At 54.2% G+C, this 20082-nt stretch carries 18 protein-coding genes and 1 pseudogene; 8 read left to right on the top strand and 11 right to left on the bottom strand.

What is annotated here, in order from left to right:
* Positions 1-185: pseudogene (locus IGS51_RS07285) on the bottom strand (thiamine phosphate synthase); the annotation flags it as partial.
* Between the two features lie 359 nt (positions 186-544).
* On the opposite strand from IGS51_RS07285, the gene IGS51_RS07280 reads away from it, so the two are divergent.
* On the top strand, positions 545-2119 hold the full coding sequence (locus IGS51_RS07280) for a DUF1565 domain-containing protein (RefSeq protein WP_297077592.1): 1575 nt from the start codon (positions 545-547) through the stop codon (positions 2117-2119).
* Between the two features lie 146 nt (positions 2120-2265).
* Here IGS51_RS07280 and lpxD read toward each other — a convergent pair whose 3' ends face one another.
* The 3 genes from lpxD to IGS51_RS07265 are packed head-to-tail and all read right to left on the bottom strand — an operon-like array spanning position 2266 to position 4394.
* On the bottom strand, positions 2266-3315 hold the full coding sequence (lpxD, locus tag IGS51_RS07275) for a UDP-3-O-(3-hydroxymyristoyl)glucosamine N-acyltransferase (RefSeq protein WP_297077590.1): 1050 nt from the start codon (positions 3313-3315) through the stop codon (positions 2266-2268).
* A 36-nt stretch (positions 3316-3351) separates the two neighbouring features.
* A complete protein-coding gene (gene grpE / locus IGS51_RS07270; protein ID WP_297077588.1) occupies positions 3352-4086 on the bottom strand; it encodes a nucleotide exchange factor GrpE in 735 nt (244 codons plus the stop codon).
* A 47-nt stretch (positions 4087-4133) separates the two neighbouring features.
* Positions 4134-4394 (bottom strand): sulfiredoxin, encoded by a 261-nt coding sequence (locus IGS51_RS07265; RefSeq protein ID WP_172358108.1) that lies wholly within the window; start codon positions 4392-4394, stop codon positions 4134-4136.
* A gap of 563 nt (positions 4395-4957) precedes the next feature.
* Here IGS51_RS07265 and IGS51_RS07260 point away from each other — a divergent pair.
* Positions 4958-6076 (top strand): glycosyltransferase, encoded by a 1119-nt coding sequence (locus tag IGS51_RS07260; RefSeq protein ID WP_297077585.1) that lies wholly within the window; start codon positions 4958-4960, stop codon positions 6074-6076.
* Between the two features lie 12 nt (positions 6077-6088).
* Here IGS51_RS07260 and IGS51_RS07255 read toward each other — a convergent pair whose 3' ends face one another.
* Positions 6089-6442, bottom strand: coding sequence for a resolvase (locus IGS51_RS07255; RefSeq protein ID WP_277772819.1), 354 nt, complete (start codon positions 6440-6442; stop codon positions 6089-6091).
* A gap of 1066 nt (positions 6443-7508) precedes the next feature.
* Between IGS51_RS07255 and IGS51_RS07250 the strand changes: the two genes are divergently transcribed.
* The 4 genes from IGS51_RS07250 to IGS51_RS07235 all read left to right on the top strand — a co-directional run bounded on the left by IGS51_RS07250 (position 7509) and on the right by IGS51_RS07235 (position 10730).
* Positions 7509-7778, top strand: coding sequence for a GlsB/YeaQ/YmgE family stress response membrane protein (locus IGS51_RS07250; protein ID WP_297077582.1), 270 nt, complete (start codon positions 7509-7511; stop codon positions 7776-7778).
* A gap of 277 nt (positions 7779-8055) precedes the next feature.
* Entirely contained in the window at positions 8056-9453 is a 1398-nt protein-coding gene (locus IGS51_RS07245; protein ID WP_297077580.1) for a hypothetical protein, read from the top strand.
* Between the two features lie 260 nt (positions 9454-9713).
* Positions 9714-9806 carry a cytochrome B6 gene (locus IGS51_RS07240; RefSeq protein ID WP_068514956.1) on the top strand — a complete coding sequence of 31 codons (93 nt, stop codon included), beginning with the start codon at positions 9714-9716 and terminating at the stop codon, positions 9804-9806.
* A 243-nt stretch (positions 9807-10049) separates the two neighbouring features.
* Positions 10050-10730 (top strand): queuosine precursor transporter, encoded by a 681-nt coding sequence (locus tag IGS51_RS07235; protein ID WP_297077577.1) that lies wholly within the window; start codon positions 10050-10052, stop codon positions 10728-10730.
* A 160-nt stretch (positions 10731-10890) separates the two neighbouring features.
* Here IGS51_RS07235 and atpC read toward each other — a convergent pair whose 3' ends face one another.
* The gene (atpC, locus tag IGS51_RS07230; RefSeq protein WP_297077575.1) at positions 10891-11304 is read right to left on the bottom strand and encodes an ATP synthase F1 subunit epsilon; all 414 of its coding nucleotides are present in this window, start codon (positions 11302-11304) and stop codon (positions 10891-10893) included.
* A 126-nt stretch (positions 11305-11430) separates the two neighbouring features.
* Positions 11431-12888, bottom strand: coding sequence for a F0F1 ATP synthase subunit beta (atpD, locus tag IGS51_RS07225; RefSeq protein ID WP_297077573.1), 1458 nt, complete (start codon positions 12886-12888; stop codon positions 11431-11433).
* 287 nt (positions 12889-13175) lie between these two features.
* Between atpD and IGS51_RS07220 the strand changes: the two genes are divergently transcribed.
* Together IGS51_RS07220 and IGS51_RS07215 are read left to right on the top strand one after the other, a co-directional pair.
* Positions 13176-13613, top strand: coding sequence for a DUF4079 domain-containing protein (locus tag IGS51_RS07220; protein WP_297077570.1), 438 nt, complete (start codon positions 13176-13178; stop codon positions 13611-13613).
* A gap of 20 nt (positions 13614-13633) precedes the next feature.
* Positions 13634-14221 carry a hypothetical protein gene (locus IGS51_RS07215; protein ID WP_297077569.1) on the top strand — a complete coding sequence of 196 codons (588 nt, stop codon included), beginning with the start codon at positions 13634-13636 and terminating at the stop codon, positions 14219-14221.
* Positions 14222-14272: 51 nt separating this feature from the next.
* On the opposite strand, the gene IGS51_RS07210 is transcribed toward IGS51_RS07215, so the two are convergent.
* The 4 genes from IGS51_RS07210 to IGS51_RS07195 all read right to left on the bottom strand — a co-directional run bounded on the left by IGS51_RS07210 (position 14273) and on the right by IGS51_RS07195 (position 19835).
* Positions 14273-14878, bottom strand: a complete 606-nt coding sequence (locus IGS51_RS07210; RefSeq protein WP_172356244.1) for a hypothetical protein — start codon at positions 14876-14878, stop codon at positions 14273-14275.
* Between the two features lie 151 nt (positions 14879-15029).
* Entirely contained in the window at positions 15030-16265 is a 1236-nt protein-coding gene (locus tag IGS51_RS07205; protein ID WP_297077567.1) for a type II secretion system F family protein, read from the bottom strand.
* Positions 16266-16593: 328 nt separating this feature from the next.
* Entirely contained in the window at positions 16594-17724 is a 1131-nt protein-coding gene (locus IGS51_RS07200; protein ID WP_297077565.1) for a type IV pilus twitching motility protein PilT, read from the bottom strand.
* A gap of 107 nt (positions 17725-17831) precedes the next feature.
* Positions 17832-19835, bottom strand: a complete 2004-nt coding sequence (locus IGS51_RS07195; RefSeq protein ID WP_297077563.1) for a GspE/PulE family protein — start codon at positions 19833-19835, stop codon at positions 17832-17834.
* Positions 19836-20082 lie beyond the last annotated feature (247 nt).

Raw genomic sequence — 20082 nt, 5'->3', positions numbered from 1 at the left:
AGGTCGGCGGTGTGCCACTGGGCGAGGTGCTGGCGCAGGTCTTTGCATTCTGCGGTCAGGCTGGCATCGTTTAGCCCAAAGCGACACCATTCTTCTACGATTCGCAGTCCCTCGCGGGCCCGATCCAGGTTGGCATCCAAAATGCGATGAATCGCGGTGAGGGGGCGGTCGGCTGGGTGGTTCATACGACAAGGGATGGGGGTGGAGATGATGGGCTTTGGAGGGGTTGGGCGGAATCGGGGAGCAAGTTGCAGCAAAACAGAGCCGAGAGCCATGCCGAGAGCGATCGTAGCGAATTTGGGCAGCGGGGGCAAAGGCGGGAGGGGAAGTGTGAATGTTGCTGGGGAGAAATTGGGGCAGAGGGCGCTAGAAGGAGCGGGGGAAATGATGGGGGCGATCGCCAGAAGTTGTCTTTATTCGACTGGCTTCAGAACCTTTTTACATAAAAAAGTGAGCAGTTTTTGAGAGATTCGCTAGTATGAATGGCTGAATTTCTAAACACCATAACCCCGTCAGAATTTCCAGCTTTTTTGGGAGGGCAACGATGACTCTAAAGGGATGGGTACGGCCGCCAGTTGGGATGCGAGTGCAATCTATTCGGTCGATTCGGCAATCTCCAGCGACTCTGCACATCCAGCAGTGGGGCCAGTTGGCTGTTCTAATGTTGGGGCTATTGGGGACGTTGGGGGCGCTGGAGGGTGTGCCTCGCCGCTCTGCCCAGGCCAATGAACCTGTGGTGCAAGCGGCTGTTTCCCAACTGATCTTTGTGCATCCGGTGCTGGGCAGCGATGCCACGGGAGACGGATCGCCGCGATCGCCCTTCCGCACGATTACCCACGCTGCCCGACTTGCGCCGCCCAATACGGTCATTCTGCTTGCTGCGGGAACCTATGCAGCGGACAACGGGGAACGGTTTCCGATTTTGCTGCCGCCGGGGGTGGCGGTGCAGGCAGACCCGACCACAGGCGGCGAGGGGGTGGTGATTCAGGGGCAAATCGCGCAGGGCGGTGCGACCCCGATGGCTGTGACTGCTGCCCCTGCTGCCCCTAATGTTATGCCGCGCCCAGCTACGCCGCGCCCAGCCGCCCAGTCTGCTATGCCAATTGCGCCGCAGACCAGCATGAGTGCTGAGGTTGTGGAAGAACCCGCTGCGCCGTTTCCCTTTGCAGCGGCGGGCGCAGGGTTTCTGCCAACCACGCCGACGGGCGATTTTCCGGTATCCAGCGGGCTGAACCCACAGCGAGGAGCCACCCCGCGCACGTTTGGGCGGGCGGCTGGAGGGCGATCGCCCTCGTCTGCTAGTGCCCCGCCCGCAGCGCCAATGCCGACGCAGGGTTCTATGCCAACGCAGATTGCGCCCCAGTCTCTCCGGGGCATTCCCATTTCCGTTGCGCCGCCTGCGGTGATCTACCCACAACAATCTCAAGCGGGAGATGGCAACAGCCCATTGCCTAGTCAGTTTGTGCCTCGCCAGTCCATACCCAACCAGCCCATTTCGTCCGGGGGCTTTGCTATGCCGACTCCTGTGCGGCGGCCGGTTGAGCAGCGTGCCTTTCGGCCTTTGCCCCAGCGTACCTCCCAGGGTGGTGCAGTGGCGCTCTCGCCGTCTCGTCAGGAACCCGTTGCGAATTTTCAGGGCGTGATTGAGATTCCTGTACCGCCGCCAGAAAGCTCTGGACGTGTGGCTCCGCGCCAGTCTGGGGGAACAGTGCAGCGATATGAGCGGCCGCCTGCGGTGGGGCGATCGCCCGTCGCTGTTCCGCCTGCCCCTCCCTACACGCAATACACGCTGCTGCCCGTGCCCGACCCCAATGCACCAATTGGCAATGTCAGCGGTGTGCCCAGTGTGCCTGTGTCTGGCGCTCGTCCCCGCCCCACTACGCCCGTTGCCAGCCGCGCCAGTGAGCTAGGGCTGCGCTATCGGGTGGTGGTTCCCGCTGCCAGTGCGGCTGTGCAGGATCGCGTGCTGAGCGTGTTTCCTGGTGCGTTTCTCACCTACGATCGCCGTCAGTCGGTGGTTATGCAGGTGGGCGCGTTCAACAGCGAAGCCAATGCCCAGGAAGTGATTGATATTCTGCGTCAGAACGGGGTTCGCGCCCAAATTGAGCGAGTGGACTAGGCGGGGTTTTGGATTTGCGATTTGGGATTTTGGATTGCCGATTAAGCCTTCGGGTGGCTTTCAGCAATTTTGTTCGCAGCGCTACGGAGGATGGATTGGGCGTTTGTCTGGTTTCTACGTCTAGATTAAACCTCATTAAACCTTGCCTACAATCCCAAATGTTTTTGCACCTGCCGCAGGGTGCGCTGCATGTCGGGAAGGCGTTTCCAGGCGGCGGCGATGCGGCGAAATTCGGTGGCGGGCATGGCGGGTGCGCCCATGATGATGCTGTTGGGCGGAATATCGGCGTGGATCATGGATTTCCCGGCAATTTGGCTGAAGTTGCCGATGTGTACTTGGTTATTGATGCCGACCTGTCCGCCAACGATGACGCGATCGCCCAGGCTGCTGCCGCCGGCCATGCCTGTTTGAGCGGCGATCGCGCAGGCTTCGCCAATGGTGCAGCCGTGACCAATCTGTACTAGATTGTCGATCTTGGTGTTGCGGCGGATGCGGGTTTCGCCGACGGCGGGGCGATCGACAGCGCTGTTGCAGCCGATTTCTACGCCGTCTTCGAGGACGGTGCGGCCGGATTGCTCCATCTTGAGCCAGCCGTCGCGGGTGGGGACGAAACCGAAGCCTTCGGAACCAATGACTGCGCCGCTGTGGATGACGCAATCTGCGCCGATTTGGGTGCGCTCGTGGAGGGTGCAGTTGGCATGGAGGATGGTGCGATCGCCCACGGAAACGCCGGGATACAGCACGACGTTGGGATGGATGCAAACATGGTCGCCCAGGACGCAGCCTGCCTGGATCACCACATTTGCGCCGATGGAGATATGCTTGCCGAGGGTGGTGGTGGGGTCGATGATGGCGCTGGGGTGAATGCCGGGGGCGGGCTGAAAGGGTTGGTAAAACAGGGCGATCGCCTGGGCAAAGAGGAGGCGCGGGTTGGGGGTGGCGACCCAGGCGATGGAGCGGTCGCTGGCGGCCTGTTGCAGGGCGGCATCCTGGGGCAAGATCAGGGCGCTGGCGGCGGTGGTGGCGACCTGCTTGGCAAATTTACCGCCTTCGATGTAGCTGAGGGTGCCGCTGGGGGCCGCTTCGATGGGGGCGATCGCGCTGATCTCTGGGTTAAGGTCGGGCTGCTGGGGGAGGCTGCTATCCAGGGTGTGACTTGGCTTGCCGAGCTGGTGGACAATTTCGCTAAAGCGCATTTTGACAGTCTCTTCGACAGACTCTTAGGGGTGGATCTATGAAGGGTGGGTATCGTTGGGCTGCACCGGACTGACTTTGGCCCGAAACAGCAGGCGATCGCCCCAATAGTATCCAGCAAAGCGCACCCGAATGCGATCGCCTGGTTGCACTGCTGTCTTGGAAGCCTCCATCAGCTCGTGCTTTTGGGGGTCATAGCCTGCTTCGCTGCCAATCGGCGCAATGGTGGCCACGTCCCAATCGGTGAGCAGTCGCTCAAGCGGGCGCAAGTGGGGCACGAGTTGTCGGGCTGGAAAGTCAGGGTTTTGCTCAATTACATTCAGGAAGACGGGCAGCTTTTCGAGCAACGGCTCTAGTTGCAACAGCGCGGCCCGTTGGCAGGCCTGGACGGCTTCGGCGGTCTGCTGTTCGACCTGGCGCTGCAACCGCTCATACTCTTTTTGCAGGGTCGTATTTTGCAGGGTAGTATTTTGCAGGGTTGTAAGCGATTCGGATCGAGCAGCTTTTGAAGTGGAAGGTAGGTCTGGACGTTCGATGGGCGGAGAACCCGAAAAGGTGGCAATCAGGTCGCTAATCGAGGTGTTTAAGGCTTGGCTGAGTCGGGCGATCGCTCCCACGCGCAGCTTTAGCACGCTGCCGCGCCGCAGTTGGTCGATTTGCCAGGTGGATACGCCTGCTTGCTGAGCTAGGGCGGCAAAGCTGGGGATGCCGGCCTGCTGCATGAGCGATCGCAACTGCGGCGTATAGGGAAACGAATCGTTAGACGAAGCCATGCGGTGAGCAAGCCATGCAGCGAGCCAGACATGCAGTGAGCCAGACGCTATGCCAAGTGCATCTTAAGAATCGACGGAGAGGCCCGCCGCACCTTGCATAAAATCGTCTCATGTCCCAGGCGCGAACAGGCCTCAAAACGGTGGCAGCCTGAAAATCCGTAATATTGCCCGTCTACTTCTAGTACGTCAATCGGTTCCTGGAGTCCAATTTCTTGGATGGATTCCATCAGCGCCCGGACTTTTTCCTGGTCATTTTGGCGAAAGAGCGGTCGCTGGATTAAGCGAATGGGGATTGCTTCGATTCTCATGGCAGTGAAAAGGGTAGTGGAACGTCGTGTGCAGTGCAGTTTGTGCAATGTAGTTGTGCAATGTAGTTGTGCAATGCAGTTTGTGCAATGCAGGTCTGGTGAGGCTGCATCTGCACCAGCAGCCTGCTTTTCTTAAGCATACTCATAACGAGTATGACTTGCAAGCGATCGCCCCGGAAACTCGCGAGATGCGGCTTTGCGGCTTGTTTAGATGTTTTTTCGGACTTTTTTAATACTTCTTCACGGATTCTTCATGATTTTTCTGCGTAAGTAGCGCCGCAGGAACCGCATTTCTGATGAAAATATTGTAAATTACGCTAGCAATATAAAGACTTGAGAAAAAGGTTCTCGAATGTAAATCTATATTTCTCTGCCGGCTTTATTTAGCTAATGTTTTTCGCTTTATTAATAGCGGATCGGCCTTCGTATTGTGGCTGTAGATTATGGCTGTAGATTGCGGCTGTAGATAGTAAGGCAACGTTTTACAGCGATGTTGTATTTGTATTCTCCAGACTAACCGTATCTTGATTTCTATCTTCTAAAACTCCTAGCTGTTGCTGTATATGGGGCTGAATCTCTACGTCTTGTCTGAAAATTCTCCTGATAATCAACATGTAGGTTGGTCAGTCAGCCAGAATCTAGAAGAAGTTCTATCCAGTGTTGTTAAGCCCGTCTTTCTCTACCCCACTCATAACCAGTCAATTCGGCTGGGGGCGCTAAAAGTTTCCGATCGCTATGTGTCTTTTACTCGACGATATCGGCATCGCCTGTTTCGCTCCTGGTATGAGTTGGAGCAGTTGCCCAGTTTGGGTTCTGGGATAAATGTATTGCTGATTGTGGGGCTTGGGTCGCAGTTTCTACTGTCGATGCATACGCTCGGCCCGCTGCTGAAACGGTTTGATGTCAGAATTGGTTATCTGTTGGATGGGTTTAGCGCAAATCACCTCAATCCTGCCGCTATTTCTTGCCTGGACTATCTATTTACAATCAGTCAAGATATGGCTGATTCTGTGAGAGAGATGCACGGCATTAATGCAATGTACTTGCCGCTTGCGACAAATACGTTGGGGGTGGAACTCAATCGGCAGCATCGCTGGATTGATATCTTGAGCTATGGTCGGCGAAATGAAGCAATCCATCGACAGCTTCATGCGCGATTCGGAGGAGCAGAGAGCGATCGCTTTTATTTGTATTCCACCTTTTCCAAGCCTGATCTGCTTGACCGAGGCGAGCATGTGATGCTCCATTCGAGGTTGCTCAATCATGCAAAAATCAGTCTTTGCTTTGAAGCGAGTGAAGTGCCGCGTTTCTATCAGGATTCTCCCTTGCTGTATCGATGGTTAGAGGGTTGGCTCTACGGCTGCACGATTGTTGGGAAACGTCCGTTTGGGTCAGGCGTGGCGGAGTTGATGGATTGGGAGAACAGCGCAATTGATTTTCCAAGGGGCAGCAATGCGGTTGAGTTTTTGGAATCTCTGCTAGCGGATCAGGATTTTTTACAGCAAAACTCCCTCCGAAATCACTGTGAGTGCCTCTTGCGGCACGACTGGCGCTATCGCCTTCGAGACCTGTTGGCGATCGCCAGTTTGCCTGTTCCTGCGAGGCTTGACGCAGAAATTCAAGCGCTGCAACAAAAGGGCGATCGCCTGCTGGAAGAATGCCGCATCCCGATTTATTTTTAATGACTCCATTGCTCAACTTGGGGGCTTAGATTCGAGTAGCTCTCGAATGCTTTGAAGTTCTGAGAGAATCGCCCGCAATAGCTTGTGGGTGGTGGTTTCTGCTGATTCTTGAACATGAATTGTGACTTGTTTCATTCCAAGGATATCGGCTGCAAAGCGGGCGACTTCATTGGGGTGAAACAGGATGGGATCTTCGAGCGTTTGGCGCAATTCTGGGTTGAGCCGCGATGGGTCATAGGGCGGATTTAGGGTATTTGGGTCGGTGTTGGCATAGCGGTAGACCGAAGCACGGGAACGATTCAGCACTTTTTGGGCAGCTTCGACGGTCAGCAGTCCTTCGGGGGTGGTGAAAACTCGGTTGTCCATGAATTTGCAGACGAGAATTTTTAAGAATTGCGTTTGTCTTAATTTTATCCGATTCGTCTTATATTGAGTCTAAATTTAAGAATAACTACCTCAATGCTAGTCTTTTGATTGGATTTATTGTCTTATTTTAAGTCCAATAAAGAGACTTATTTTCTCTTTGTTGGACAAGTTTTAGTATATTTTTATTTCTCTAATTGAAAAAGCAGTCGCCTTTGTCTCTTTTTGGACAATTACGCTCATTGTTAGACCTATAAAAAGACTTTTAATCTTAAAATGAGTCCTGAAAATGGATTATTAATCTCAAATTAATACTCTTTAGGGATATGACTCGACTCCGCTATTCGGATCTGACAATTGGAGTTGCAATCAAACTTCTGCGCTCTTCCGCACGGGCTGTGTTAGGGTTGAGGCGGCAAAACGCCAGAGTTTTTCACCGGAGCAGGGCGATCGCTACAGCGTTATCGGTTCAGAAGACTAGCGTTGCCTGGCCACCCTACAGGGGTTAAAAAATAGTCCAAATTAAGTCCAGGAAATACACTGCATCTCCAAAAGCTTTGCTGGTAAAACGTTTTGATGATTTGAGTATTTGCGTTATCCGCAGCTAGTCAAGCGATGAATGACCTGCCGCAACAGGTGCTTCAGAACTGCGCTGCAACCCATCAAGTGGGTCAGCATCAATAAACTCAGCCGCAGAGTGCTGTTTTGCGTAGCCGCACCGCAAAATCTTGACCCGTTACGCTAGGCGCTAACACATCCTCCAAAAGGGTATCCATTTACTGGCAACGACTCTGAAGCGAGTTTCTAAAGCGAGTGAAGAATTAGCAGTCACAAAATCCTTGTTCTTAAAAGGGAGTCTTTGAAAAAAGTCTTTAACCCCACCATGCAGGGAAATGTTGCATAACATTTCCACTTAAATGTCTGAAATTAAAGCTTATAGAAAACAAGTCTCTCTTTAGATAAGAGCGAACTACGTCTTCAGATGGTCTTGCTCACAAGACAGATTCGATATTGTTTAGCTATGAACGAAAGGGCATTCAAAAGCCTGTTGAACTTTAGGAGATTACCTATGAACCTTCTAGCTTGGATCGTGTTGGGTTTGGTAGCCGGTGCGATCGCCAAAGCGATTTATCCGGGTCACCAAAGCGGTGGTATCCTGGGAACGCTGCTGCTGGGTGTGATTGGTGCATTTGTGGGTGGTAGCCTTTACAACCTGATCACGACAGGCACTCTAGCGCTCACGGCTACCGGACTTAGCGTTGGCGGTGTTTTTATTGCCGTGCTGGGCGCGATTATTGCACTGTTTGTTTATTACTCCGCGACTCGTCGGGCTGTTTAATTAGAGTCCTTCGCCAGCAATATGATTTAGGGCAACTGTTAGGATGGTTGCCCTACGTCATTTTCTGAAATTGGTTTTGAAATTGATTTTTAGACACCACTTTTCTAGCCGTCGATTTTGAGTGTTGAGATTTTGATTTTATTGCCCGTCAATCATATTAAGCGCCTTTACCTATTTCATTCACAGCGCCACTGAGACAGGCTGATACGAACTGCTCTTTTTCAGGAGTAGATATTTTTTTAGGCATATCGATAGTTTGCAACCTTCTTTTTGAGCTATGTCAACTGACCTGCTAATGAGTAAATCTCTCCAGCAATCTAAATCTTCTAAATCTGAAGCGGAATCAAGAGCCGAGTCCTTAAAGCAGGAGTTGCGAGATTTTGTGCTGGATGCGGAAGATGATGTGGCGATCGCCCTAGAACGCTACAGCGCTGATCAGCTCCGTCGTTGGGCAGCCACAAACCTCCAGGGAATCAGCCGCACCGATTTGGCGATTGACATGTTTTTGACGGAGGGACAGGTCAATGGGCAATCCGTGCTAGATATTTTTGCTCAGAATATCTCTAATCGATCGCAGGACGATCAGGCGTTAGTCGAATCCTGGAAACGGGCTTTTAACGGACTATTTGTGGTGCTGCAAGTTGAGGGCGATCGCTACAAGGTGATGAATTGGCTCACGGAAAAATGCTATTGGGCAAAGCCAAATCGGTTCCACTCTTCAGAAGAACTTTCTCGTCTCAGCCCTGGTGAGATCGTCGTGACCCGCCTCTGGCCCGAAACACCAGATCAGTGGATATTCTCCGGCCCCTTGCTGCTGCTTGGAAAATTAGGAAAACCCAAGCTCGCAGTCGCCATTGGCAACTTCAAAAACTGGTTTCCCAATCAGCTCTATGGCGACGCACCAGAGCTATTAGAAGAAGCTTGGACTTCCGTAGAGCGATATCATCAATATTTTGTGGAATTCTTTGGAACAAATCGTATAACCCTGCCAGGGCACGAGTTGAACAAGCAGATCAAAGCCTATCAGGACGAAATGACTCAACGCCGCTTGGCAGAAGCAGGGATTGATGCCTCTAAATCCTTAAAAGAACTGGTCAACGAAGCAGGTCTTTCGGAAGAAGATGTGGCGGAGTCGGCAGAGCTATTAGGAGAAGAAAGTGGAGCAGTCAACCACCTGCTTAATAGCAATCAGTCTATCAAAATGGTGATGCCGCCGATCAGTTTGCCAGACGATTTGCGTCGGGCAGAAGCGGTGACTGTGTTCGTCCATCCCCGCTGGGGTCAAGCCTTTTTGCAAGACTATGCCCGACTGACCCAACTGCTTGAATCCACAGATGAAGCAGCAACGGCAGGGGTAGACCAAATTCTTCAAAAATATCTGAAAGAAGATGCAGTGAACGCCTACGTTTGGCACTGCATGGCAGAAGACTATCCCCAGCCATTGACGGAGGCTTTGCAACGCTGCCTCGATCGCCCATCGTTCAGACTAGATGACCTGGACGAGGTTCTGGCAGGCGCTGGGAAATCTCTAGAACCCACGCTGCCGGAGATAGCCAGTGTGCCGATGCATTTGCAAACGCTGTTTGAAGAAGCCTTGCAAGACGTGACCCGCAGTTCCTCCAAGAAAAAGGCAAAGGGTAAACCAAAGCAAAAGTCTGGGTTTGGAGGCCGCTAATTTCGGCTAATTGACCCGTCTCACGTCACGCATACGGAGCATACATAGCGTGTTGAGCGGGTTGCAGATTCAGGCATCGGCAGCGAAAACGGTTTCAAACCCCGAATCAATGATTCAATAAGAAACAGGACTTACGCAGTTGGACAATTTCTCGCGGGCTGCGCCCACGAGAAATTGTCCAAAACCCAAAGAGCTTATCGCAAGTGCGTAAGTCCTGAAGAAAGAGCAATCCAGTTTGATGGTGAAGGAGAATAGTTGCAATGGGATTTGTTGCATACGTGCTGATGCTGGCGATCGCCTTTGGTGGCGCAATTGGTTTGTACTACGCGCTGCGGACAGTGAAGCTGATTTAGGTTGCCTTGAACAAGCGGATTGAGCGCAATCACCCTCGTAGCGATCCGCCATATCTTGATACGCCACATCTTTCCGCCATATCTTATAGAGATCCGCCGTATAGCGATCCGCCACCTGCATTCCCCAAAAAAGCTGGCCCTTCAGCCCATGCGGCTTGAAATGCCAGCTTTTCTGCGTGGAATCACTCCCGCTGGCGCTGGCGCTCTGGAGCCGACAACCCCTCATTTCTAACCCCCGACTCTATGCGTGCATTCAAGCATCTCGACACCATTACCGCGCTGTTTGTCGCAGTGCTGTTAATCTCCAACATTGCCTCCACCAAGATTTTGACCCTTGGCCCGTTTACCTTCGACGGCGGCACGATTCTATTTCCCCTCAGCTATATCTTTGGCGACATCTTGACTGAGGTCTACGGCTATGGGCGATCGCGCCGAGTGATTTGGCTGGGCTTTGTGTCAGCGCTGGTGATGGCAATCACGCTCGCCATTGTGGGGGCGCTGCCACCCGCCGCCGACTGGGGCAACCAGTCCGCCTATGAAACCATTCTGGGGCAAACGCCGCGCATCGTCGCAGCAAGCCTGATTGCCTACATTGCGGGAGAGTTTTCCAACTCCTTCACGCTGGCAAAGCTCAAAATTCGCACATCCGGACGCTGGCTCTGGCTCCGCACCATCGGCTCCACGCTAGTTGGGCAACTGCTCGACACCGGGCTATTTGTGCTGATCGCCTTTACGGGGGTCGTGCCAAACTCCCTGCTGTGGCCGCTCATCGTGTCCAATTATTTATTCAAGTGCGGCGTGGAAATTCTCTTCACCCCTGCCACCTACGCGATTACAGGCTGGCTCAAGCAGGAGGAACAGGAGGACTACTACGATCGCAACACCGACTTCAATCCGTTCCACCTGTCGCAAACGCACCAATAAACCGCGAAACTAAGCCGCCACAAGCCAACCGTCGTTAGCCGACGTTAGCCGATCAAAAAAGCGAGAACACAAAAACGCGATGGATAGACTCCTGCTGAGCTAGGGTCTGCCCATCGCGTTTGGGTGAGATGAAACGAGAATGATCGAACCAGGCGTTTGGCTACTGCACCATGCCACCCGATGCCTGGAACCGAGCGCGAGCCCGCTTGTAAGCCTGCGTCGCACGAAACTGGTCTTGGCGGGAACCACCGCTTTGAACCTGATTAAGCTTGGCCTGAGCCTCAGTAAAGGCAGTCCGCGCCTCTTCCTGGTTAATCGCATCGCCACGCTCCGCACCGTTCACCAGGATCGTAACCTCGTCCTGATCGACCTCTGCAAAGCCACCCATCAGGGCGATCGCCACCCAGTCCTTATTCGCACGGACGCGCATCACGCCCGTATCCAGAGCCGTCAGCATCGGCGCATGTCCGCTCAGCACGCCAAGCTGACCCGTAGTGCTGGGCAGAATCACTTCCTCTGCCGGAGAATCCCAGACCGTTTTGTCTGGCGCAATGACTCGAACAGTTAGCGGCATAACGTTGAATTAGGGTTAGAGAATCAAAAGCGAGTCGAAGGAAATAGCGTTAAAGAAATAGCGCTATGGATCATCTCAAGCCAGGTATGTACAGCGTGAACTGCACATACCCAGCAATTCAAAACATTACTTGCCTTCAGACTTCATCTTTTCGCCCTTGGCGATCGCCTCGTCAATGTCGCCCACCATATAGAAGGCCCCTTCCGGCAGATCATCCAGTTCACCCGCCAGGATCTTCTTAAAGCCCTGGATGGTCTTATCGAGTGTCACGTACTTGCCAGGGGCACCCGTAAACACTTCCGCCACAAAGAACGGCTGCGACAGGAACTTCTCAATCTTGCGGGCGCGGGCCACCGTCAGGCGGTCGTCTTCCGACAGTTCATCTAGACCTAGAATCGCAATGATGTCCTGAAGCTCTTTGTAACGCTGGAGCGTTGCCTGCACCGCACGCGCCGTGTTGTAGTGGTCATCGCCCACAATGTCCGGCTGGAGCATAGTCGAAGCAGAGTCCAGCGGGTCTACGGCTGGATAAATGCCCTTGGAGGCCAAGCCGCGAGACAGCACCGTGGTTCCATCCAGGTGGGCAAAAGTCGTTGCTGGGGCGGGGTCGGTCAAGTCGTCCGCAGGCACGTACACCGCCTGAATCGAGGTGATCGAACCTTCGCGGGTCGAGGTAATCCGCTCTTGCAGCGCCCCCACGTCAGTACTCAGCGTCGGCTGATAGCCCACCGCAGACGGCATCCGGCCCAGCAGCGCAGACACTTCAGAACCTGCCTGCACAAACCGGAAGATATTATCAATAAACAGCAGCACGTCCTGCTTGTTTACGTCCCGGAAGTATTCTGCCATCGTCAGCGCCGACAGACCCACCCGCATCCGCGCTCCCGGCGGCTCATTCATCTGGCCATACACCAGCGCAATCTTCGAGTTGGCAGGGTTGTCCTTGTCGATCACACCCGACTCAATCATCTCGTTGTAGAGGTCGTTGCCTTCGCGGGTGCGTTCGCCCACGCCGCCAAACACCGACACACCGCCATGCTGGGTCGCAATGTTGTTGATCAGTTCCATCATGATCACGGTCTTGCCCACACCAGCACCGCCGAACAGACCAATCTTGCCACCCCGGCGATAGGGAGTGAGCAGGTCAACCACCTTAATCCCGGTTTCAAACACCGAGGGCTTGGTTTCCAGGTCGGTCAGCTTAGGAGCTTCGCGGTGAATCGGCAGTGTGTCCTGCGTTGCCACATCACCTTTGTTATCAACCGGCTCACCCAGTACGTTAAAAATTCTTCCCAGGGTTGCGGTTCCCACAGGCACGTTGATGGGTGCGCCCGTGTCTACTGCCTCCATGCCCCGCACCAGTCCATCGGTCGAACTCATTGCCACGGCGCGGATTTGATTGTCACCCAGAAGCTGCTGCACTTCGCAGGTAACCGAAATTTCTTGCCCAGCGGCGTTTTGTCCTTTAACCGTCAATGCATTATAAATCTGAGGCAGGTTGCCACTGGGAAAGCGCACGTCTACGACGGGCCCAATGACCTGAGTAATGTAGCCAATATTAGTTTTCTCTGCTGTGGTGACCATGCTTTCGCCTATCGTCTGATCAGCTTTTTGAGGGGTTCGTGACAGCTTTAACATAACGTAAAATTGCCACTTTTCAGATTATCACTAAACCTGTCACAAAAAGTTCTCAAAATTTTTAGGATCTCCAGTGACGACGCTCTGTAGCCACCTCATCAGAGCTGCTTCAGACCTGCACCGACTGTTCAACCAGTCCCCCAAATAGCCAATAATGAGGATAATTGCTAGGTGCTAGCCATCTGGCACCCCGGCTTGCGTAAAGGATCTAAGTATCTATTCTGGACGGTAATTTGAACCTTCCTTCTTTTCTCTGGCTCTGGCGCATTGCGGCCTGGTCGATGGGGCTATCGCTGTTGACCTATAGCCTGCTGGGGATCAGCGGGGTTTGGATGCGGCGCAGTCGTCGTCAGGCGTTCCCCAGACCAAGGTGGCTGCGATCGCTCCACCTGACATTAGGCGGGTTGCTGGTGTTGCTGGTGTTGCTGCTGCTGACGATTGGGCTGGTGGGGACGCTGGGCTACTACGGCAGTCTGGGGCATTCGGTGCATCTAGTCGCAGGGCTGACGGTGGTGGCGCTGGTGCTGCTGTCTGCGGGTAGCGCTATGCAGATTGGAACCGAACGCCCTTGGGCGCGATCGCTCCATGTGGGCACGAATTTGGTTTTGCTCCTGGGCTTTATCGCCGTTTCTCTATCGGGCTGGAGCGTGGTGCAAAAATACCTGCCCTAGTTTTTTCACTTCTGAGTTCTATGGCTACCTCTTCTGCTGAATCGCTATCTCCGCCGTTGCCAGAGTTGCCTCAGACGTTCCGCATTTCGCCGCTGATCCGCCTGACGCTGCTGCTGTTTTATGTCGCGCTGACAGTGCCGCTGCCGTTTTTGGCAAAGGTGACCCATGCGCCCGTGCCGCCGAGTGCGCTGGCAGTAGCGCTGGGGGTGGGGGCGATCGCCCTCTATGCTGCCCTCAGCGAGCAAGTGATCGTAACCAACACGGGCATTCAGGTTGCCTATCCCCGCTGGGTCCCTGATTTATTGCGAAAGGGCTGGAGCCTGGACTGGTCAGAGATTACATCACTCAAGCCGCGCTCCACCGGGCAGGGCGGGCTAGTCTACTACTTTTTGACTCAAGCAGGCGAGGCAAAGCTGCTGCCGATGCGGGTGGCAGGCTTTGCTCGGCTAGTGTCGCTGGTGCAGACCAAGACGGGTATCGACACGACCGACGTGCGCCCGCTGTCTCAGCCGTGGATGTATTTGATTTTGCTAGGGCTGACGCTCCTGCTGCTGTTGATAGACACCTGGACAATCTGGACCGCGCTGACTGTTGGGATGCCTGCTTAATGCCCATGCCAGAGCGAATTTCCGGGATAGACCTCTATTCTGGATAAACCTCTATTCTTCAGTTTCCAGAACTTCTGACGAAGACCGCTCCGGCGCGAGAGGCTCATCCTCGTCCTCGGGCCAGTCGGCGATCGCCTGCACCACAAACGGCAGCCCAGCGCCCCGCAGCCCCCGACGAATCCGCTCCGGCGTGTCCTGAAACACCACAAACAGCGGGTGAGTTTCTTCAGCCGCTTCACTTAGAATATGCTTGTGACGCGGCGGCATCAGCCACTCATAGCCCTTGTCGAGGAGCACCTGGGTGCGCCGCCAGCGGCTCAGCAGTTCCGAAAAGTCCTCATTGGGACGATAGATAAAGACAAAGATTTCTGGCCCGGTTTTCACCTGCCATTCGGGGTCGCACATCAGAATTGCCACGTCGCAGGGCAACCGCAGCACCTCACCTGCCGACACCGTTGCCCCGCCCGATTCCGCCGACACACCCGCCTGCCGCACGCGCACCACAGGCAGCGGAATTGTAATCACGCTGTCGTCGGGGCGGCGCATACTGGGCACAGTTTCCAGGTAAGGGCGATATTGCTTGAGTAGGGCGATCGCCCCCCGATGGTCGCTATACTCAGCCAGCAGTTCTTCGTAGCGCAGTTGCAGGTTCGCCATAGAATTAGATGAATCGAAGCAGGGCGATCGCTCCAGTTTCGTCCGCCCTCGCTCTGCATCTTGCTTGAGTTCTTACTAAAAAGATAGGTTGTCCGGGCAAGAAGCGGAGCTTGTGTGTCCTTGCCTGTTCTTTTGCCTATCTAAATTTTGCCTATTTAATATTCTCCATCACCGCAAACATCGGCAGATACATCGCCACCAGAATCGACCCCACCATGCCACCCAAAAACACAATCATGATGGGTTCCATGATGCTGGTCAGCGCCTTTACAGCCTGCTCCACTTCGTCCTCATAGAAGTCTGCCACCTTCATCAGCATCGAGTCGATTTCGCCCGTTTCCTCACCAATACTGATCATCTGGATCGCCATGAGTGGAAACACCTGCTCCCGCTGGAGTGCCAGACTAATCATGCCGCCCGACTGCACCTCCTTTCGCGCCTCATCCACGGCGTTAGAAATTACCTGATTGCCTGCCGTATCGCGCACAATTTCTAAAGAAGTCAAAATTGGAACTCCAGAGCGAGAAAGCGCCCCAAACGTCCGGCAAAAGCGAGCCGTCGCGCTCTTTTGCACCAGATCGCCAAACAGCGGCATCTTGAGGAAAAAGCGATCCATCGTTTCCCGACCCACGCGGGTTTTGTAATACTGGCGATAGGCAAAAGCTCCCAGAATCACAATAATCACCAGCGCGATCAGGTAAATCGGCGTTCTCAGGAAGTTACTAATATTCAGCATGAACTGGGTAAACGCAGGCAGCTCTGCGTCCAGTTCATCAAAAATATTGGCAAAAATGGGCAGCAAAAAAATTGTCATGCCCAAAAACACCAGAATAGCAATAATTCCCACCGTTACCGGATACGCCATCGCAGACTTAATCTGGTTCTGCAATCGGGCAATGTCTTCCAGCAGTTTAGACAGCCGATTCAGCACGTCATCCAGCACGCCGCCGACTTCGCCAGCCTGCACCATGCTGACATACAGGTCATCAAAGCACTCCGGATGCTTACGCATCGAATCCGACAGGTTCGTTCCCTGCTGCACATCTGCACTAATGGCCTGGAGCGACTTTTTCAGCTTGGGATTGGGGCACTGATCCGCCAGCACCCCCAGACCGCGCACCAGCGCCACACCTGCGTTGACCAATGCCGCAAACTGTCGAGAAAAAACAGCTTTATCCTTAACCGTGACCTTTGCAAAAGAGTTTTGAATGTCCTTGAGATCGAGCGTGTTGAGCTTCTCAAACAGACTGCGATCCTCTGCCAACTCTTGCACAAACAGGCCCTGTTCCCGCAGCGTGGTTCGCGCTTCAGCGGGAGAGGCAGCGCTGATTTTGCGTTTTACTGGGTTGCCCTTAGAGTCGCGGGCGCGGACAACATAGGTTTGCATAGCGGGTAGGGAAGGGGATGCGAGACGACGTAAATCAGGAAGTTCGCCAACGGTCGAACGGCAAGGCTGCTAATCGGCAAGATCCTTGAGTTCCACTTTATCCAAAACCTAATTTTTCGATACCGATTTCGATACCTAGCAGTTTAGTGAAATTCGCAAAGAATGACACAACTCTAGCCAAACTTTGAATCGGTAGAAAAACTAGAAGAACATAGAGGATACTTTGGACAAACAGCAGCCTGATGAAGTCCGTTCCTTAGACTGGAACATGTCCTTCGGGCTGCTGTTCTAGCTGTTCTGGAGCGTGTTCTACACTGCCAGAACGGTGCTATCGAGTGCCCACGGGCGCACCCGGACGCGCACCACCCGGCGCAGGTTGCTGCATTGCGCCGCCAATCAGCCGCTGGAGTTCGTCGGGGCGAGAGGTTTTCGACATAGCCGATTCAAACGAGATTGTGCCCGCTTTGTATAGGTCAGCTAGCACCTTCTCCAGGGTGACCATGCCCAGTTTGCCGCCCGTTTGAATAGCGGAATAGATTTGGGCGGTTTTGCCTTCGCGAATCAGGTTGGCGATCGCCGGAGTGACAACCATGATTTCCTGTGCCATCGCTCGCCCAAATTCGCCGGGCTTCGGATTCTTCTTGGGCACCAGCGTTTGGCTAAACACTGCCACCAGCGAGTTGGAAAGCTGCACCCGCACCTGCTGTTGACGCTCAGCCGGGAACACGTCAATCATCCGGTCAACGGTCTGGGAAGCGGAACTGGTGTGCAGTGTCCCCATCACGAGGTGTCCAGTTTCAGCCGCCGAGATCGCCAGTGAAATCGTCTCTAGGTCCCGCATCTCGCCCACCAGGATCACGTCTGGGTCTTCCCGTAGAGCCGCCTTCAGCGCGTTGGCAAAGCTCTTGGTGTCTTCCCCAAGCTGCCGCTGGTGAATCAAGCTTTTAACAGGTTCATAGACAAATTCAATGGGGTCTTCCACAGTCAGAATGTGTTCTGCACGGGTGCGGTTGATCAGGTCGATGATGGCCGCCAGCGTCGTGGTTTTTCCGGAACCCGTCGGCCCCGTCACCAGGATCAGTCCTCTGGGCTTTTCCGCCATTTCACGCACTACGTCCGGCAGACCTAGCTTCTCGAAGCTAGGAATCTTGGAACTCAGCGCCCGCAAACAGGCGGCATAGGTGCCCCGATCCTTGTATACGTTTACCCGGAAGCGGGCCAGACCTTTCACACCGTAGGAGCAGTCCAGTTCCCAGTTTTGCTCCAGGTTTTTACGCTGGGTGTTGTTAAGCATACTAAAGATCAGCCGCTGGCATTGCTCTGAGGTCATCGGCTCGTCGCTGATGGGGGCGAGGTGGCCATTGATGCGGAAGTAGGGCGGCAATCCAGCCGACAGGTGCATATCCGACCCGCCCATCTCAATCAGTTGCTCCATCAAGTCTTCGATCATCAATTCCATGTGGGTGGCTCCTTCTATGCAGGGTTGTATTTAAGTTGTGCCTAAGTTAAGACAAGTTGGGAACAGCTAGCGCTTAGGGCAAGTAGCACTTAGGGCAAACAGCGGCGCTAATCCTGGAAGCGGGGGGTGGTGCAATAGGGGCAATCTAGCCATTCGGGGCGTAGTTCAGCAGCACAGTTGCGGCAAGTCAGCGAACTCTTGCGCTTGGCTTTGAGTTCGGCTTCTAGACCAGTATCGGTGAAGGTAACACGCTCCACTTCCTCCAAGGTGGTGCTGCCTTGTCGGACTAAGTTCAGGCTGTAGGCCAGCAAGGTCTTCATGCCCTCGTCTACTGCAACTTCCTTGATTCGCTCGGTGGGTGCGCCTTCAGTGATGAGAGTCTGGATTTGCTCCGTTACACGCATGACTTCGTATACCCCGCAGCGTCCTTTGTAGCCACTGCCCTTGCAGGTGGGGCAGAGGGTGTTTTGGGCGCGGGCGGACTGAATCTCGTCAGGTGACAGTTCATGAGCTTTATAGAAGGTCACTTCTGCTTCGCGAGAAGCCGACAGGCCAAAGCGGGCCAGTTCTTCGGGGCTAGGGCTGTAGGGAATACGGCAATCGGGGCAGACGCGGCGCATGAGGCGCTGAGCCAGCACGCCAATCAGCGAACTAGACACCATGAAGGACTCTACGCCCATTTCTTCGAGACGGGCGATCGCACTCGCAGCATCATTCGTGTGCAGCGTCGTCAGCACCAGGTGTCCCGTCAGTGCCGCCTCGATCGCCGTCTTCGCCGTTTCCTTGTCACGAGTCTCACCCACCAGAATCACGTCCGGGTCTTGCCGCAGGAAGGCTCGCAGAATCGAGGCAAAGTCCATCCCTTTTTCACGGATCACCTGCACCTGAGTAATCCCCGGTAGGGAGTATTCAATCGGGTCTTCGGCGGTGCTGATATTCACGCCGGGACTATTGCGCTCCGCCAGGGCAGAGTAGAGCGTTGTCGTTTTACCCGATCCAGTCGGCCCCGTCACCAGGATCAGACCAAAGGGACGCGATACCATTTCCTGCACAATTTGCAGCGTTTCTGGGTCGGTGATCAGTTTGTCCAGCCCAAGCTGAGTCGCGGAGTTGTCGAGAATCCGCAGTACCACCTTTTCGCCATAGCGGCTGGGCAGCGTGTTCACCCGGAAGTCCACTTTACGCCCGTCAAAAATCCGGCGAATGCGTCCGTCCTGGGGCATCCGGCGTTCGGCAATGTCCAGATCAGCAATGATTTTGAAGCGAGCGGTGACCGCCGGAACGATTTTCTTGGGCAGCGGCTCCAGACCCTCCCGCAGCACGCCGTCTTTGCGAAAGCGGATGCGGAGATGTTCTTCCTGCGGCTCGATGTGGATATCGGAAACCCCTTCCTGAAGCGCCTTTACCAGAATTTTGTTGACCAAGGCAATCACCGGTGCCGCGTCGGCATCCTGAAGGGCAGCATCCAGGTTGGCTTCGATATCGTCGGGTGGTTCCTCCAGATCGAGGTAATCCAGCCCTTCAAGATCTGCCTTCACATCCACCTTGGACTGAAATTCGAGCTGCTTCTGGCGTTCGACCTGCTCATCTAGATATTGAGAGATGATCCGCTGATAGTCTTCAACCGTGATTACCATCCGCATTAGTCCCAGACCCTGCGGACGCAGAATGCGGTTGAGGTCGTCTTGTGCAGCCAGGTCATCGGGATCGACCATTGCGATCAGCACTGCGGGCGGTTCGCTTTCGGTGCGCGACAGAGGCACAAGGCGATAGCGACGGCACAGATCGACGGGAATGAGACTGTCGATGAGTTGCCCGACCTGGGCAGTCGAAATTTCGTTGATCTCTGGATCGAGGGATTCAACTCCGTAGAGAATTTTAAGTTCAAAAAGCTGTTGCTTCTTATATTGGCGCAGCAGGTCAGGCGGCAACTGCTGACCTGTAATCATCTCCAACACATCCGTCAGCGGTCGCCCTGTTTTGCGGCTTTCTACCAGGGCTTGCTGCATCTGGTCGTTGTTGACGTAGCCCGCCTGGATGAGCTTGTTGCTGAAGGGCGAAAAATTATGCTGGACAACGAGGGCACGACGTTGGGATGAAGAGTTAGCCATAGCTGCTGCTGAGAGGTTTATAGCCTGTATAGAGTTATTGTCCCAGCGCTAATGCCAGAGGGTGTCTGGGGCTGCTGGAGGAAGCAAGAGTGAACTTGCGGTTTACAAGTTCTAAAGCTGAGTTATAGGGACTGGATTATGAAAGGCAAATTGGGCATTCCGAACGTTGGCTGGAGAGCCTGTCTGGATTCGTTACAACGGGCGATCGCCAGATTCACCCATTGCCTATAACCCGTCTGAACAAATG

Source organism: Thermoleptolyngbya sp. M55_K2018_002 (assembly GCF_015295965.1).
Lineage (GTDB): Bacteria > Cyanobacteriota > Cyanobacteriia > Elainellales > Elainellaceae > Thermoleptolyngbya > Thermoleptolyngbya sichuanensis.
The sequence above is the reverse complement of the archived record's forward strand: the minus strand, read 5'-3'. Positions and strand labels throughout refer to the sequence as shown.

Bases quoted from the DNA above. Each gene is read 5' to 3' on its own strand.
- IGS51_RS07280 (WP_297077592.1), top strand. From the start codon at position 545: ATGACTCTAAAGGGATGGGTACGGCCGCCAGTTGGGATGCGAGTGCAA.
- lpxD (WP_297077590.1), bottom strand. From the start codon at position 3,315: ATGCGCTTTAGCGAAATTGTCCACCAGCTCGGCAAGCCAAGTCACACC.
- grpE (WP_297077588.1), bottom strand. From the start codon at position 4,086: ATGGCTTCGTCTAACGATTCGTTTCCCTATACGCCGCAGTTGCGATCG.
- IGS51_RS07265 (WP_172358108.1), bottom strand. From the start codon at position 4,394: ATGAGAATCGAAGCAATCCCCATTCGCTTAATCCAGCGACCGCTCTTT.
- IGS51_RS07260 (WP_297077585.1), top strand. From the start codon at position 4,958: ATGGGGCTGAATCTCTACGTCTTGTCTGAAAATTCTCCTGATAATCAA.
- IGS51_RS07255 (WP_277772819.1), bottom strand. From the start codon at position 6,442: ATGGACAACCGAGTTTTCACCACCCCCGAAGGACTGCTGACCGTCGAA.
- IGS51_RS07250 (WP_297077582.1), top strand. From the start codon at position 7,509: ATGAACCTTCTAGCTTGGATCGTGTTGGGTTTGGTAGCCGGTGCGATC.
- IGS51_RS07245 (WP_297077580.1), top strand. From the start codon at position 8,056: ATGTCAACTGACCTGCTAATGAGTAAATCTCTCCAGCAATCTAAATCT.
- IGS51_RS07240 (WP_068514956.1), top strand. From the start codon at position 9,714: ATGGGATTTGTTGCATACGTGCTGATGCTGGCGATCGCCTTTGGTGGC.
- IGS51_RS07235 (WP_297077577.1), top strand. From the start codon at position 10,050: ATGCGTGCATTCAAGCATCTCGACACCATTACCGCGCTGTTTGTCGCA.
- atpC (WP_297077575.1), bottom strand. From the start codon at position 11,304: ATGCCGCTAACTGTTCGAGTCATTGCGCCAGACAAAACGGTCTGGGAT.
- atpD (WP_297077573.1), bottom strand. From the start codon at position 12,888: ATGGTCACCACAGCAGAGAAAACTAATATTGGCTACATTACTCAGGTC.
- IGS51_RS07215 (WP_297077569.1), top strand. From the start codon at position 13,634: ATGGCTACCTCTTCTGCTGAATCGCTATCTCCGCCGTTGCCAGAGTTG.
- IGS51_RS07210 (WP_172356244.1), bottom strand. From the start codon at position 14,878: ATGGCGAACCTGCAACTGCGCTACGAAGAACTGCTGGCTGAGTATAGC.
- IGS51_RS07205 (WP_297077567.1), bottom strand. From the start codon at position 16,265: ATGCAAACCTATGTTGTCCGCGCCCGCGACTCTAAGGGCAACCCAGTA.
- IGS51_RS07200 (WP_297077565.1), bottom strand. From the start codon at position 17,724: ATGGAATTGATGATCGAAGACTTGATGGAGCAACTGATTGAGATGGGC.
- IGS51_RS07195 (WP_297077563.1), bottom strand. From the start codon at position 19,835: ATGGCTAACTCTTCATCCCAACGTCGTGCCCTCGTTGTCCAGCATAAT.